Genomic DNA, 14,662 nt, shown 5'->3' with positions numbered 1-14,662 from the left:
TAGCTACTATGGGGTTTTTTTGCCTTTTTTCCTGCTTAGTAAATTTCTTAAACACTTGCGGTGTAGGTTAGTTGCAAGTTAAAAGCAGCTAAATCGCTCTTAATCAAGCGTTTTAGAATAAAAAAAACGCCGGTATTTTAGTACATGGTAAATAGCCAACCACCACGGGGCTTCTTTTGCCTTTTTTTTCGTTTGGTAAATTTCTTAAATATTTATAGCTAAACGATAACCGTCATCCCGCTACTTGTTAGCGGCCGAGATACCGCGAATGAATTGCGGTATGACGTAGGATTGCTGTCATTCCAGTGCCAAGCACTGGGATCCAGCCTTTATTATTTGGTTGAAATTAAGTCTTCTGGATCCCAGTGGGCTTTGTTGCATCGCTAGCTATGATGGATTAAAGATAAAAAAGGTGGAGAATATCAGTAGCTTATTATTCTGGTATTTATAACAAGAACGGTCAGTGAATACCTAAATTTGAGTAAAAGAAATTTCACTACCACTCACTAATCCGGCTAAAATTCAAGAATTTCAATGCTTTAGCTATTTTCAATAGAATTAAATTTATTAATATAAATAATAAATTACTATTCTTAAATTTGATCAGATTGATTGCAAAAAAACAAGATTTTCAATAGGTTGCTTATAATCCTAATTATAGTTAGCCTTTCATAAGTAGCGATGCAACAAAGCCATCCCAGTGTCAGCTACTTGGATGACACCATTCTTTTTCCTGGATTCCAGTGTCTGGGCACTGGAATGACATCCTCCCTTGTGGAGATTGCTCTCAAATCACAATGTTCGTACAGCTATGCAAACACAAAGGTGTCATTCCAGCGCGTGACGCTGGAATCCAGTTGAGCTATTTCAACAAAAATACTGCATTTTGAGATGAACGTCTATTCTCACCAGACTTATTTACAAGTATAACAATTAAAGTCTGGATCCCAGTGTCAAGCACTGGAATGACATCATAGGGGCACTGCCCTTTTGGATGGAAACCAGTGTCAGCTACTTAGATGATACCTTTTTTCTACTTAGTTTGGGTTATGCAAGAAGTCTATTGCATTCCTGAGCAATTTGATTCATTATTCTTTTTGTAAAAAATTTTCTTAACTTTCTCTCCACTTTTTTGGTAAGGTCACTTTAAAGGAAGTCTAATAGATGCTACATAGAAATCCAGATGAGTTTCTAAAGTCTATTCCAAAAGAGAAGCGCATAATGTGCCTTGACATGGGAGAAAAGCAAATAGGCATAGCATTTAGCGATAAAACACAGCTCATAGCCACAGCTCATAGCATATATCACAGAAAAAATATGAGCAAAGATTTAGGTTATCTGCATAGAATATTCAAAGAAAATGAATCTGGATCAATGGTAATAGGACTACCATTAAAAATGGACGAGCAAGAAACTAAATGGTGTAAAACTATAATCCAATTCGCAAATAAAATAATAAAAAAATATAAAGTAAATATATACTTACAAGACGAAAGCTTCTCAACATCTATCGCAACTCATACACTAAAAATTACTGGAATATCAATCACAAAATCGAAAAAAATAGATGATAAAATCTCCGCATGTATTATTTTGCAACGAACGTTAGACAAGATAAATACAATCAAATAGTTTTTCCAGATCTGGAAATCTTCAAACTGAATCCCATATAAAAGTTACTCAACAAAACAAGAACCTTTCGTATAAGCATGACAAATTGCTACAGCAAGAGCGTCAGCAGCATGGTGGCATTTTATACTCAAATTTTTAACTATTTGCTTCACCATAAATATCATCTGATCCTTATCAGCATGGCCATTTCCGGTAATGCTTTTTTTTACATAGTTTGCATCATATTCATTCATAGTTAGCTTTGTTATTTTTAACGCTAAAATTACAACCCCTCTTGCATATCCTAAAGTTAGTGAAGATTTAGGATTTTTATTAACAAAAATTTTCTCCACCGCAGCTTCATTCGGAGAGTATAGGGAAATTACTTTCTTTAATTGTTCAAAAATTATATGTAGGCGTTCACCTGTACCCAATTTACCATCAGTTGATATGGTACCGCCGCCCAAAAATTCAATATTATTTTTTTCGTTCAGGCTGATAATGGCCCACCCAGTCTTGCTTATTCCTGGATCTAGACCTATTATTTTAACCACTTAATAAACGCTTAACCAATAGACAAACAAAAATAAAAATATCCAGACTACATCTACAAAGTGCCAATACCAGGAGGCAAACTCAAAGCACAAATGGTCCTGAAGTGTAAATTGGCCTTTCCGTGCTCTAAATAAACACACTGATAAAAATATTATTCCTATTATAACGTGTGCGCAGTGAAAACCGGTAATCATATAAAAATTGGATGTATAAATAAGCTTTTCTCCTGTTTCTTGTAGAGAAAAACTCGCTTCATGATACTCTATTGCTTGCACTATTATAAAAAAAACTCCAAGCAATATAGTTATGGACAGCATTTTAATCATGCTCTTTTTATCATTTTTAAGTAAAGAGTGATTTGCCCAAGTAATTGTTGTACCAGAAAGCAATAATATTAATGTATTCATGAATGGTAGTGACCACGGATCAGGTGGCAAAATTCCCTCAGGGGGCCATTCAACTTTTTTTGCAGGAGAAAACGCCTCAAATAAAAAAACTGGATCAAGCCAGGCTTTAAAGAATGAACAAAAGAACACTATAAAAAATACGACCTCCGAGAGAATAAACAAGTACATTGCAAATTTGAGTCCATGTTTTACAATGGCAGTGTGACATTTGTCATAAATGGCCTCCCTTATTACATCTCTCCACCAATAAAACAGCACCCCTGATACTGCGGAGATTCCCAAAACTAAACAAAACATTCCGACAATTTGTTTATGAAGCGCGCCAACTAATCCAAGTGCAAGAATAAGAATTGCTGCTGATACAGCAATTGGCCAAGGGCTTGGATCCACTAAATGAAAATCATGTTCTTTACTTTTCATAGCATTTTAAAAAATACTTATTAAGGATACAAATTAGCTTAAAATTGTCAATGTTCCTTAGGAAATTGATTGAATCTTGAAAAATTATATGCACCGTTCAAAAAATCTAACACAAATTGTGCAGTTATTCTAAACAACTCAAGCATTCTGCTCTTTTCGTTTTCTCTTGCTCTGCTGCAATATCCATCAACAATATTTTCCAAAATAATGCATCCAGACTTTACTGAATCACTGTAACAAAAATTAAACCAATCCCTATATCTATTATTTTTCTTGAATCTATTTTTCATGCTATCAACGACAGTCTCGTATATAAACATGCAAGAATACAAAACCGTCATAGCCTCATAGGTATTACTATGCGAGATGGATAAAAGAAAATTAGTGAAATTAAAACACTCAAGAGATTTCTTTTCGCGACTTATACCGTACATAGTAAAGTAGTAGTCATATAACATTCTATTAACAGTCACTGCTCTTTGGGCTACTTCAGCAAGCAAGATAATACTACTATAATCTTCCATTCTGGATGCAGCAATTAAGGTGGCACGAATATAATCACCTAAGAGCAATGCCTCTTGTTGAGTATAGAATTTGAAGTTCTCTATATTTAGGGTGTTATTCACTAACTCAACATTAAAAGGATGCTAAATTATATCCTTTAAAAGATTTGACCCGTAACAGCTCCTAATTATGCCACTGAACACTGTAGTTACCGATAAAAGATCAAGTTAACGTAAATAATCCGCTGCTAATATTCTTTGCTAGATATATTAGAGTAATATGCCTCATCCCAAAACATTATTTCTAATTCCAGCCCTTTCTTAAAAAACTCATACATCCTCTTTTTTTCACAGTCACTAGCTTTTTTATATAGCTTATTTGTAATATCAGTAACCTCATCAATTACAGCATTTACTGTTTCGCTACTATAAATGTTGATCCACTCTTTGTATTTGTTATTTTTAACCCCTTTAGTTGTTATCTCATTTACCATATGGCGTATAACGATTTGGTATATGTTAAAGCAAGAATAAGATGCTACTAAAGCTTCATTAACAGAATTGTGATATGCGGCACTCATGAAAAAGTCAGTAAAGGCAGAACAAGCTCTTGACTTTTTGTGATCATCAGATAGATCACAATCTTCAAAATATTTTTTATACTGTTCTCGAACATAAAATGCTCCTTGTGCCAAATTGATTAAACTACTCATCATTTCAATATCATCAACTCTAGCTGCAACAATTAAAAAAGCACGAGCGCAATCTATACAATACAGAAAATCCTGCTGAAGGTAGAATTTGAATTTTTCATAATCTAATGTATTATTTATCAATTCAACATTAAAAGGGTGTTCTTTTATTTTATCAATAAGATCAGAAAACTCTTTTACAATTACGTTGTACAGTTCTCCTTCTATTTCGTTATACACTTTATAAGCCTCACAATAAAAATTGAATATAAAAATTATTACTAATGTGGTATAATTATTATGAAAAAGCGTGCTATGCTTTAACAATAAGCTAGTATATAAATATGGGGCTGTAAATCAAAAATTTTAGCAATCTAAAGAAATTTTACTATTACCTTCTATATTGAATTCTCTACAAAGATCAGCAGATAAGTCCATGTTTTCCCAAGAAAATCCACCGTCCCTTTCCGACTGTTTACCAAAATGTCCATAACAGGCTGTACGTTTATATATAGGATGATTAAGCGATAAGTGCTTGATTATGCCTTTTGTTGATAAATCTATATTATTCTCGATAAACTTTTTAATTACTCTTTCCTCTACCTTATTCGCACCAAATGTATCAATATAGAATGAAGTAGGTTTTGATACACCAATTGCATAAGAAAGCTGCACAAGACAACGTTCAGCCAAACCTGCAAAGACAATATTTTTAGCAAGATATCTTGCCATATAAGCCGCAGATCTATCAACTTTGGTTGCATCTTTTCCGGAAAACGCTCCTCCACCGTGTGGAATATAACCTCCATAAGTATCAACCATAATTTTTCGTCCGGTTAATCCACAATCACTAACCGGTCCACCAATAACAAATCTACCAGTTGGATTGACTAAGAGATTTTCCTCAGGACACATCCATCCTTCAGGTAAAGATGAAACTATGTAAGGGTAAATTATTTCTTTTACTTTTGATTGATCCAAATCCTCAGGGTGCTGTATTGAGACAATAATACTTTCAGCACGTACCGGGAGGTTATTCTCATATGCCAAAGTGATTTGTGACTTTGCATCTGGACCAAGTTTTGCTTCTTTAACTGCGCTCATGATATTTTTCAGAATCGAGTGTGCATAAAAAATGGGTGCCGGCATAAGGTTTTCTGTCTCTGTTGTTGCATAGCCATACATTATGCCCTGATCTCCAGCACCTTGATCCAACCCTATTGCAATGTCATTTGATTGCTCATGCAGCAATATATTTACTTTCACTTTTCTCCAGTGGAACCCATCGTGCTTGTAACCAATATCTTTTATTGTATTCCGTACAATACTTTCAATCCTGCTATTTTTGATGTTAGGCCCAAACACTTCCCCAGCTATAATAACGTTATCTTTGGTGACTAAAGTCTCTATTGCAGCTCGCGCAAAAGGATCAGTAAAAAGGTACTCATCAAGTATTGCATCTGAAATTTGATCTGCTACTTTATCTGGATGACCAGCCGCCACTGATTCACTGGTTACTAAATTTTTATATAAACTCATGTTTTTGCTTATACAATATCAAAACCGCTATAGAAAACACAGTTAGTAACTACTAAATGGTGGGTCTGGGAAGAGTTGAACCTCCGACCTCACGCTTATCAGGCGTGCGCTCTAACCACCTGAGCTACAGACCCATGATTTATTCAAGCTGAAGCTTTCATATTATCTGTAGGCACGATATCAATAAAAGTCTTTTTATTTGCTGACCTTCTAAAGCTGACCCAGCCTTCTATTTTAGCAAAAATCGTATGATCTTTACCTATACCAACATTCTTTCCAGGATGGAATTTTGTGCCTCTTTGGCGCACAATTATGTTACCAGGAATAACCTTCCCATTCTTCTTTATTCCTAACCTACGACCCGCTGAATCTCTACCATTACAGGAACTACCACCTGATTTTTTAGTTGCCATATCTTACCTCTTACTTTTGAAGACTAATTTCATTTATACGAAGAACAGTTATATACTGCCTATGACCAGTTTTCCTACGGTAATTTTTTCTTCTTTTCTTCTTAAAGATTATAATTTTTTCCCCCCTGCACTGCTCCAACACTTCAGCTTTAACAGTAGCATTAGATGAATAAGATAAGCCATTATTTGAAATACAAATCACCTTATTGATTTCCACCTCTTTTTTTTCTTCAGCTTCTAACTTCTCTACCTTTATTATACTACTTTCTTTTACTAAATATTGCTTTCCACCAGTCTCAATTACTGCAAACATGATAAATATAAATTATTGTTATTAACTTTAATCGTAAACGATGTCATATACGCTGTCAATATAAATAAAAAGCATGACTTAACGTTCTTTTTGAGCTACTAAAATACTTCTATCTGTTTTCATCTTTTATCTACCTTTTCTCAGACAGTAGACTTCTTGCATAACCTAAGCAGAAAAAAGGCAAATAGTTATTATAGCTCTAAGTTTACCGACACCGTCATGCAAGTAGCCCCTTCTCCTGTCATCCGAGTAGCTTGACACTGGTTTACCTTATGATGATGTCATGAAAGTAGCTGACACTGGAATCCAGCCTTTTCATCCAAGACGGCAGCGCCTCCTTCTTCTGTCATCCCAGTGCCCAGACACTGGGATCCAGGAAAGTTTGCTTGTGAGCAAGCAAACTAGCATAGAAAGTGGTTACAACATTTTCGATGAGATTATATGGAAAACTGGATCCCAGTGTCAAGCACTGGAATGACATCATAGGGGCTCGGGTGACAAAAAAAGGAGCACTGGAATGACACCTTCCTGCCCAGTTCATGTTGCCATAAATATTAAGAAATTTACCAAGCAAAAAAAAGGCAAAAGAAGCCCTAGTCATTGTCTATTTTCAGTATTGGCGTTTTTTATGTTTTAAACGCTTGACAAGCGAAATTCAGCTGCTTTTAATTGCAACTAACCTACGCTGCAAATGTTTAAGAAATTTACTAAGTAGAAAAAAAGACAAAGGACCCCCGAGTTAGCTAGTCTCTTACTATCTCTGTCGAGTATTGGCATTTTTTGATGTCTTGTAACGCTTTATAAGCGCGTTCAGCTTATTTAGATAAAAATCTAGATGTAGATGAAGTTTTGTAAAGACATACAGTATCTATATACTGCAAAAAATTAAACATAAGACGCCGATACATTAAGTAATCCTTACCTTTTAATCTGCAGATTGGCGAAAGCAAATACAATAGCTTCACTGTTATGATAAGGGGGCTGGCGGAGTTTGTCAAGGAAGTTTTTTTGTTTCTATTCCCAATAAAAGTTTGTTATATGGTTATGCAAGAAGTCTAATATTAAAAATGACACAACAACATAATTAAATTAGACTACTTTATTCTCTTAGTTACTTGCTTTTCTCTTGCTATTGCAAGGCTTTTTTCTGGTACATTCTCAACTATAACACTACCTGCTGCAATTACAGATTCATCATGAATATTAAGCGGCGCAATTAGTGAGCTATTGGCGCCAACAAAGCAATTGCTCCCTATATTCGTTTCATGTTTATTTTTCCCATCATAATTACAAACAATAGTGCCTGCTCCTATATTACTCTCCTGCCCTACTTTAGCATTTCCTATATAACTTAAGTGTTTTATTCTAGTGTTTTGACCAACTTCACTTGTTTTCACTTCCACAAAATTTCCTATTTTTGCCTTATTACCAATTGTTGTGTTTCCGCGTATTCTGGTAAATGGACCGACCTCAGCATTACTTTTAATTAAGCAGTTTTCTAAATGCGAAAATGGCAGTATTTTCGCACCAGACTCTATTTTCACTCCAGTACCGAAAAAAACATATGGGTAAATCACTGAATCTCTGGCAATTTGCGTATCAAGAGAAAAGAAAACAGTCTCTGGTGCAACAAGCGTTACTCCGGAGTCGGTAAAAATTTTTCTTTTATTTTCTTGAAAGTAAAACTCAGCTTTTATAAGGTCATTTCTGTTATTTATTCCCGTTGCTTCTCCTCCACCGGTAATAACGTAACCGACATTTAAATTACTCTTCACTGCAATGGAAACTATATCGGTCAAGTAATATTCATGAGTTGAGCTATTGCACTCTATTTTCTCCACCAATTCACGTAAATTCTTTGCACATGCAACCATTATTCCAGCATTTGCAAGAAATTCTTCATGATTATTTTTATCACTCTTTGCTTCTACGATTTCTCTTAAGGAACCATTCTCAATAATTAACCTACCGTATTCTTTATTGCTTGTCCTAAAACCTAGGCAAACTAGAGCCTTGCCTTCTAAGCAACTAACCATTTTAGTTATTGTGCTGCTTTTTATGAGCGGAGTATCTCCATACTGCACAACAACTATGTTCGAATCTGGCAATTCTTTCAGGTTTCTCATCGCAGTTTTGACTGCATCTCCCGTGCCGAGTGTTGATTCTTGTGTAATTAACTGTATATCCTCAAAGCACTTTAGTCTTTCAATTAAAGGCAGATCAACTACAACAGCTATGTTTTTAGGATTTAACTGTTTTGCATTGTAAATGACATGCTGGAGCATGGAAAAATTGCCTATTTTGTGCAGGACCTTAGGCAAATCTGAATTCATCCGCCTGCCATGCCCTGCAGCAAGTATAACGAACGTATGAGTTTTACTTATCACTTATCTTAAAGATGAAAAATGAAAACCGTAATGATCAAGCCAGCTGATTTTGTTGTCATAAAAGCTCCTCAGGTCGCTAATTTGATATTTTAGCATTGCAAGCCTTTCTATACCAATGCCAAACGCAAAACCGTTGTATTTAGTATGGTCTATTCCAACATTTTGAAATACATTTGGATGCGTCATACCGCATCCCAGTACTTCTATCCATTTACTACCTTTATAACTTATGTCCACTTCCGCAGAAGGCTCGGTAAAAGGGAAAAAACTATTACGAAAACGTATCTTCAGCCCTTTATCGCCAAAGAACTTATTAAGGAAGTGATGAATAGTAAATTTTAACTGGCCCATATTGACATTCTCATCGACATATAACCCCTCTATTTGATGGAACATAGGGGTGTGAGTTGCATCAAAGTCGTTTCTGTATACTCTACCTGCGGCTACTATTTTAATTGGGAATTTTTTTGTTTTTTCCATGGTTCTAATCTGTACAGATGAGGTGTGAGTGCGCAGTACCATTCTTTTATCATCTATTTTATTCTTTAAGTAGAAGGTATCTTGCTCCTCTCGTGCAGGATGATGACTTGGAGTATTCAGTGCATCAAATACATGAAATTCATCTTCAATGTCAGGGCCATCAACTGCCTTAAAACCCATATGTGCAAAAATAAGCTTTACTTCATTTAGAACCTTACTGAGTGGATGGACCTTGCCAATTTTTTCTGGCCTCGCAGGCAACGTGATATCAACTGCCTCGTTCTGCAATTTAAAGTTAACTTCTTCGGCTTTTAGTATATTCTCCTTATTCATTATAAGCTGATCTAGCTTATTACGTAAAACGTTGATAACTTCGCCTAAATTGCGCTTTTTTCCTGCGTCTTCCATCTCTTTTAAGTTGTCAAAATAAGCTTTAATTACACCCTTTTTTCCCAAATATGATAGCCTAACTTTTTCTAAATCTTGTAAAGAAGAAGCATTCTCAATTTCGGAAACTGCTTTATCTTCAAGTGAAAGTATGTCATCTAATAACTCTTTATTCATCTTAAAAACGCTGGCTTAAACTTTCATTATAGTGAAATTTTAAATATCATCAACAATCCGAAAAATTGCCCTATTCTGATTATTAATTTATTGACTAATTAATCTTTTTTATTTACCTTTGCGTTGATGAATTTGCTGTATCAACTATGCACAACAGTAACACTGAAACTAAGAATAAGTATAAAATAGAGGATTTACCTAAGCTCTTTAAGGAAAAATCCACAAACATAAGTAAAGCATTTTCTAGCGAAACAATTAAGATCAGTGCTATTCGCTCGAGAAGTATTGAAAGCAATATACAAAAATTTTCATTTGAGCTAACAGCAACAGATAAAGACACCTTTAATATAAGATTATTTCGAATAAACCCTTTAATTGATTTTTTCAAAATCTGCCTTTCCCGGGAAAAAAAATTTACAGCCAACATAAAAGTGCCCAAAGAAAGCAGTGAACTATATAATAACTACTGTAAAACTAACAGTTATAAAACTGTAGAAGAATTCGTAAATAGTGCTCCGCCTCAAATCCTTCTGCAGGGCACAACGATAACGCTACAAACAGACGTTGAAAACATTAACCTGGACAACTTGTACCAAATCGAATTATTTCTAAATGAAAAGCTACAACATGCAGAAAAAACTGAAAATGAAGACAAAAAAGAACAGAGTGAAACTAACAAAAAAAATGCACAAAATAAACAAATCGTACCAGTTACAGGCCTGTTTGGCTATAATTTAACAAGTAGTAAAAAGCAAGTGATGCGGGTTCCAATAGTTGTTGCTGCAATGCGTGACAATTTTTTTTGGTTTGGATCTTCTTTTCGGCTATCCAATTTTTTTAATACAATACAATTCTTCTTTCAACAGCCACCAAAACTGTCCATACGAAACCAGAGGGCTTTGACTTACCATCCAACACTTCAAGAGACAAAACAGGACAAGGTAACACAAAAAGATGGAATCGACGAAAGAAGAATAGAAGACGTCACAATGCTTATTTCTGATTTCGGTCAAACTACTTCGCACACAGAGTATTTTAAGGCTAACAGAAAAAAGAAGTCAAAAAAGCAGACCAAAGAATTATCAGAGAAAGAAAAACCATTAGCCATAAAACAAGCACAAAATGATGCTAGAGTAGCTATGATAGATAACCAAATTGAGCACAGGGGGAAAAAACTCGATAAAATATTTATTGAAGTGATGAGTGGATACAAAAATCAAGATCCAGAAACATTTTGCAATATTTTCAGCTCAGTATTCAATATTGTTTACTTTCAAGATAAACAATTACATGCAATATTAGAGCCAGGCGAAATATCAGAAGTATTACAGATACTCGAAAGGCCACAACCTCTTAGTAACTCACTTTTAGGTAAAGAATATTTACAAAAACAAGTATATAGAAAAAAAGAGCAATTGCTTAAATTAGTTTCAGGTGTTTATATACAACAACCTTCTCCACAACATGAAAATACTCCTCATAAATCTACAAACCCTTTACCAATTAAAGATCTTTCACCAGCAACAAATGAAGCTAAAACTCTACCACCTACTAACATTACACTCAAATCACCGTTAAAAACTGTATTTTCCTCAAAAAAGGCTTATTTTTGTCTATTTATAATAGTAGCATCTGCATCAACACTTTGCTTATGGCATTTTCCATTAGGAAAAGTGTCAATGTTAAAAGGATTAGTGCCACCAGAAAAAAGGGAAAGTATTGGGTTAGCATTGAACATAGGGTTGCCAATATTAATCGCGCTGTGTATTTTGAATTTAGCTCGCTTTATATATTCTGAATATTCTATAGAATCTATTGAACAGAACAAATCTCCTTCTCGCATTTAAACTTACCCAAAATGTAAACAAGTTGTCCTAAGAGATCTTTCATGGTAAAATTATTTATTTTCACCATATGTTTAAAGGAATTATCACGGATATCGGGACTATAACTGATACTACCACTCACTCCAACTCTGATCAAATTTTCCATATCAAGACACAAAATTTATCCTCTATAAATAAAGGAGATTCAATAGCTTGCTCTGGTGTGTGTTTAACTGTTGTTGATATAATGAGCGATATATTTACAGTCCAAGCATCTCAAGAAACTATGAAGGTTGCTAACTTAAATACGTGGAGAATAGGAAAAAAAATAAATCTCGAACAAGCAATGAGATTAAGCGATAAGATCGATGGCCACCTGGTTCAGGGTCATGTTGATGGGATAGTAAAATTTTTAACAATTAATCAAAATTTAGATTCTCATGAAATCAAACTATCGTGCCCACAAGAATTAATTAAATTTGTTGCAAAAAAAAGCTCCGTTACACTAGATGGGGTTTCCCTCACAGTGAATTCAGTTATTAATCAGGAATTTACAGTAAATATCACTCCCTATACATGGGAAAATACAACTTTTCAGTACAACAAAGTAAATGATTATTTGAATTTAGAAATTGACATGATCGCTAGGTATTTAGATCAATTGATGCAGCATAAATACAATTAATTTTACAACCTTGTTATTTACAACTATTATATCTTGAAAACCATATAGATATAAAACATGCTTTTCGATAGCCTAATTATCTTCATTGTTGTTCTATGCGTAATAATCTCGGTAACTAGAGGCTTTATAAAAGAGCTATGCGCACTAATGTTTCTATTTTTATCGGTCTTTCTGACAGCTAATCACTATGATTTTTTCACTCCAAATTATAGTAAATATTTTGATTCTAAAGTTACACTAAACATACTTTCTACAATCTCTGTATTTATTATACTTAATCTTATATTCATGATAATAAATAACTGGCTAATGTACATATTATTACCCATAAGGTTGGGGTTTATCGATAGAGTTACTGGAATCTTTCTCGGAGTGCTTAAAGGAATATTGCTCTCTTATGTATTATTTTTTGCTGTGCACTTATATTGCTACACAGTATATGACAAAAAAGAGGGAGAGTATAAAATAGAAGCAGAAGACATATTGCCTAATTGGATAATAAATTCACACTCTTATCAGGCTTTATTTGTGACAGCAGAAGAAGTAATTGACATGTATGTACCAGAGTCGTTGATACTAAAAATAAAAGAGATCGGTGGAGAAATGGTTGATCAAGAAAAACCTAAAAACAATAAAAAAGAAGAGTAAATATTTTCATTGGGAGTATTCAAAAAGCCATATGTGTCAGGTTAAGAGCACAGAATTTTTTACTGGAAATATTAATTTTGTTTTAGCAATAAATCAACTTAAGGTCATAATATCTTGACATTTATTTAATGTTGCTATATAATAGCTATGTACATTTTGTGTACTATAGCAATAAAATTACCTTGTAATAGGTGTATTGGACCCGAGGGCAGTACTCGGCGCCTCCACCATGTTTTTTAATTATACGGGGGCGATTAAGGATCGACATGCATAGTAAAGATGGTAGCTTTGCTCGGTTAGACACCACCGCTAAGAGTTCATAATTTAAATGCAAACGATAATTTTGCTGCTGAAGAATATCGTGTTGCTGCTTAATTTAGCACAACCGGTTTATTACTAAAGCACGGTTTAGGGAACGCCGGGTAACAGAAGTTCCCCCAAAGTTTACGTATGTGAAAGTTATATGGAGCAAACAGATTACAAAAAACTGCTTAATTCTGCTAAGTTTCAAGTTATCAAAAAGACTTTAGATGTTATATCAGGTAATGGTTTTATCCCTCACTTAGAAATATTATTTTTCACATATTTTAATGGTGTGACCATGCCAGATCGTTTGAAAAAGTCATACCCTACTCAAATGCTTATTATATTACAGCATCAATTCTATGATTTAAAAGTTTCTGAGGATAAATTTAGCGTCAGTTTGAGTTTTCAAGGAAAACAAGAGCGAATTACTATACCGTTTTTTGCTATTAGTGAGTTTCGTGATAAAATTTCAGGAGATGTTTTAATATTTGACAAAATCAGTATCGACTCTGATAAAGAATACAAAAGTGAAAAATGTACTGAAAAACTATCAAACGGTAGTATTATATCCATAGATCAACTGCGTGATGAGTAACTGCTCATCTTTATAAACAAAAAATATTAATAGAAAAAAGTGGTCTAACTTAAGTAATAGAATAGAGGGTAGATAAATATGCTAAATCTTTAATTATTTATTAACGCAGGTGGCAAAATTTTTCTTACATATCATCAACTTCCTTTATTGAAAAATTCAGAAAAATGTTGTATAATTATTAGTAGACTTTGGTAAAACATATGACAGATTCAGGAATTAGTATAACTTTTGACCCAAAAACTTCACATAACCTTACTAAGTTAGCTGAAATCACCAAGGAATCCGTTCAAGAACTAGCAAAAAGGTTAGTCATCGAAGGAATCGAGTGCGAAGTAGAAGATATTGCGTTATATAAAACTATTAAGGAATGTGAGGATGTAGACTGGAACACAGTACTATCTGAAAGGGAGAGGACATAAACTGAAATACGATATTGTCTACTCAAAAAACTTTACTGAAAGAGATTTTCTAAATCTTCCAAAAACAATAAGATCAAGGATTACAAAAGCGATAAACGAGCGGCTTACAACTGATCCAATTAAATTTGGTAAACCATTACGTGGCAGGCTAAAAGGGTATAGAAGAATAAGGGTTAGTGATTATCGAATTATTTATACTGTAAATATTGCAAAACATAAGGTGTTTGTTGCTACAGCAGGACATAGAGACACCATTTATGAGAAGGCTACTTGATAAACATTAAATATATTTTTATACA

The 14,662-nt window shown here is 34.1% G+C and carries 16 protein-coding genes, 1 tRNA gene, 1 other RNA gene and 1 pseudogene; 9 read left to right on the top strand and 10 right to left on the bottom strand.

The features are described 5' to 3' along the window. Nucleotides 1-1,164 precede the first annotated feature (1,164 nt). Complete coding sequence (ruvX, locus tag AAGD79_RS01810; protein WP_265043752.1) at nt 1,165-1,632, top strand: Holliday junction resolvase RuvX; 468 nt, start codon at nt 1,165-1,167, stop codon at nt 1,630-1,632. Between the two features lie 44 nt (nt 1,633-1,676). On the opposite strand, the gene ruvC is transcribed toward ruvX, so the two are convergent. The 8 genes and pseudogenes from ruvC to rplU form a co-directional block, all read right to left on the bottom strand. Next, nucleotides 1,677-2,165, bottom strand: a complete 489-nt coding sequence (gene ruvC, locus AAGD79_RS01805) for a crossover junction endodeoxyribonuclease RuvC (protein ID WP_151807779.1) — start codon at nt 2,163-2,165, stop codon at nt 1,677-1,679. After that, nucleotides 2,166-2,993: a cytochrome c oxidase subunit 3 gene (locus AAGD79_RS01800; RefSeq protein WP_006279354.1), complete on the bottom strand. Its 828-nt coding sequence runs from the start codon at nt 2,991-2,993 to the stop codon at nt 2,166-2,168. 47 nt (nt 2,994-3,040) lie between these two features. Then, nucleotides 3,041-3,628: pseudogene (locus AAGD79_RS01795) on the bottom strand (TenA family protein); the annotation flags it as partial. A 116-nt stretch (nt 3,629-3,744) separates the two neighbouring features. Next, the gene (locus AAGD79_RS01790) at nt 3,745-4,428 is read right to left on the bottom strand and encodes a TenA family protein (protein WP_038249063.1); all 684 of its coding nucleotides are present in this window, start codon (nt 4,426-4,428) and stop codon (nt 3,745-3,747) included. 126 nt (nt 4,429-4,554) lie between these two features. After that, nucleotides 4,555-5,727, bottom strand: coding sequence for a methionine adenosyltransferase (gene metK, locus AAGD79_RS01785; protein WP_151807781.1), 1,173 nt, complete (start codon nt 5,725-5,727; stop codon nt 4,555-4,557). A gap of 57 nt (nt 5,728-5,784) precedes the next feature. After that, nucleotides 5,785-5,861, bottom strand: a tRNA-Ile gene (locus AAGD79_RS01780). 9 nt (nt 5,862-5,870) lie between these two features. Then, a complete protein-coding gene (gene rpmA, locus AAGD79_RS01775; RefSeq protein ID WP_006279564.1) occupies nt 5,871-6,140 on the bottom strand; it encodes a 50S ribosomal protein L27 in 270 nt (89 codons plus the stop codon). Nucleotides 6,141-6,150: 10 nt separating this feature from the next. Continuing rightward, nucleotides 6,151-6,453, bottom strand: coding sequence for a 50S ribosomal protein L21 (gene rplU / locus AAGD79_RS01770; protein ID WP_341811497.1), 303 nt, complete (start codon nt 6,451-6,453; stop codon nt 6,151-6,153). Nucleotides 6,454-6,736: 283 nt separating this feature from the next. Here rplU and AAGD79_RS01765 point away from each other — a divergent pair, with 283 nt between their 5' ends. Then, nucleotides 6,737-6,931, top strand: coding sequence for a hypothetical protein (locus tag AAGD79_RS01765; RefSeq protein ID WP_041573492.1), 195 nt, complete (start codon nt 6,737-6,739; stop codon nt 6,929-6,931). Nucleotides 6,932-7,547: 616 nt separating this feature from the next. Here the strand turns inward: AAGD79_RS01765 and glmU are convergent. After that, on the bottom strand, nt 7,548-8,840 hold the full coding sequence (glmU, locus tag AAGD79_RS01760; protein WP_341811496.1) for a bifunctional UDP-N-acetylglucosamine diphosphorylase/glucosamine-1-phosphate N-acetyltransferase GlmU: 1,293 nt from the start codon (nt 8,838-8,840) through the stop codon (nt 7,548-7,550). After that, nucleotides 8,841-9,884: a phenylalanine--tRNA ligase subunit alpha gene (gene pheS, locus AAGD79_RS01755; protein WP_341811495.1), complete on the bottom strand. Its 1,044-nt coding sequence runs from the start codon at nt 9,882-9,884 to the stop codon at nt 8,841-8,843. A gap of 146 nt (nt 9,885-10,030) precedes the next feature. Here pheS and AAGD79_RS01750 point away from each other — a divergent pair, with 146 nt between their 5' ends. From AAGD79_RS01750 to AAGD79_RS01720, 7 genes are all read left to right on the top strand, one after another. Further along, nucleotides 10,031-11,731 carry a hypothetical protein gene (locus AAGD79_RS01750; RefSeq protein WP_341811494.1) on the top strand — a complete coding sequence of 567 codons (1,701 nt, stop codon included), beginning with the start codon at nt 10,031-10,033 and terminating at the stop codon, nt 11,729-11,731. A 67-nt stretch (nt 11,732-11,798) separates the two neighbouring features. Further along, complete coding sequence (locus tag AAGD79_RS01745; protein ID WP_151808045.1) at nt 11,799-12,395, top strand: riboflavin synthase; 597 nt, start codon at nt 11,799-11,801, stop codon at nt 12,393-12,395. A gap of 57 nt (nt 12,396-12,452) precedes the next feature. Then, nucleotides 12,453-13,043 carry a CvpA family protein gene (locus tag AAGD79_RS01740; RefSeq protein WP_015588828.1) on the top strand — a complete coding sequence of 197 codons (591 nt, stop codon included), beginning with the start codon at nt 12,453-12,455 and terminating at the stop codon, nt 13,041-13,043. A gap of 110 nt (nt 13,044-13,153) precedes the next feature. Beyond that, nucleotides 13,154-13,484, top strand: a transfer-messenger RNA (tmRNA) gene (gene ssrA, locus AAGD79_RS01735). A gap of 22 nt (nt 13,485-13,506) precedes the next feature. Next, a complete protein-coding gene (locus tag AAGD79_RS01730; RefSeq protein WP_006279412.1) occupies nt 13,507-13,944 on the top strand; it encodes a ClpXP protease specificity-enhancing factor SspB in 438 nt (145 codons plus the stop codon). Nucleotides 13,945-14,144: 200 nt separating this feature from the next. Continuing rightward, nucleotides 14,145-14,363: a hypothetical protein gene (locus AAGD79_RS01725; RefSeq protein ID WP_006279413.1), complete on the top strand. Its 219-nt coding sequence runs from the start codon at nt 14,145-14,147 to the stop codon at nt 14,361-14,363. Then, nucleotides 14,344-14,637: a type II toxin-antitoxin system RelE family toxin gene (locus tag AAGD79_RS01720; RefSeq protein WP_306700832.1), complete on the top strand. Its 294-nt coding sequence runs from the start codon at nt 14,344-14,346 to the stop codon at nt 14,635-14,637. The genes AAGD79_RS01725 and AAGD79_RS01720 overlap by 20 nt, the downstream gene beginning before the upstream one ends. Nucleotides 14,638-14,662: the final 25 nt, after the last annotated feature.

This window comes from Wolbachia endosymbiont (group A) of Oxytorus armatus, assembly GCF_964027005.1.
GTDB classification, from domain to species: domain Bacteria; phylum Pseudomonadota; class Alphaproteobacteria; order Rickettsiales; family Anaplasmataceae; genus Wolbachia; species Wolbachia pipientis.
This window is presented reverse-complemented; position numbering and strand designations above follow the sequence as displayed.

What these genes read in the sequence shown, in the direction of transcription:
- ruvX (WP_265043752.1), top strand. Translation starts at nt 1,165, where the DNA reads ATGCTACATAGAAATCCAGATGAGTTTCTAAAGTCTATTCCAAAAGAG.
- AAGD79_RS01800 (WP_006279354.1), bottom strand. Translation starts at nt 2,993, where the DNA reads ATGAAAAGTAAAGAACATGATTTTCATTTAGTGGATCCAAGCCCTTGG.
- metK (WP_151807781.1), bottom strand. Translation starts at nt 5,727, where the DNA reads ATGAGTTTATATAAAAATTTAGTAACCAGTGAATCAGTGGCGGCTGGT.
- rpmA (WP_006279564.1), bottom strand. Translation starts at nt 6,140, where the DNA reads ATGGCAACTAAAAAATCAGGTGGTAGTTCCTGTAATGGTAGAGATTCA.
- rplU (WP_341811497.1), bottom strand. Translation starts at nt 6,453, where the DNA reads ATGTTTGCAGTAATTGAGACTGGTGGAAAGCAATATTTAGTAAAAGAA.
- AAGD79_RS01765 (WP_041573492.1), top strand. Translation starts at nt 6,737, where the DNA reads ATGAAAGTAGCTGACACTGGAATCCAGCCTTTTCATCCAAGACGGCAG.
- pheS (WP_341811495.1), bottom strand. Translation starts at nt 9,884, where the DNA reads ATGAATAAAGAGTTATTAGATGACATACTTTCACTTGAAGATAAAGCA.
- AAGD79_RS01750 (WP_341811494.1), top strand. Translation starts at nt 10,031, where the DNA reads ATGCACAACAGTAACACTGAAACTAAGAATAAGTATAAAATAGAGGAT.
- AAGD79_RS01745 (WP_151808045.1), top strand. Translation starts at nt 11,799, where the DNA reads ATGTTTAAAGGAATTATCACGGATATCGGGACTATAACTGATACTACC.
- AAGD79_RS01740 (WP_015588828.1), top strand. Translation starts at nt 12,453, where the DNA reads ATGCTTTTCGATAGCCTAATTATCTTCATTGTTGTTCTATGCGTAATA.
- AAGD79_RS01730 (WP_006279412.1), top strand. Translation starts at nt 13,507, where the DNA reads ATGGAGCAAACAGATTACAAAAAACTGCTTAATTCTGCTAAGTTTCAA.
- AAGD79_RS01725 (WP_006279413.1), top strand. Translation starts at nt 14,145, where the DNA reads ATGACAGATTCAGGAATTAGTATAACTTTTGACCCAAAAACTTCACAT.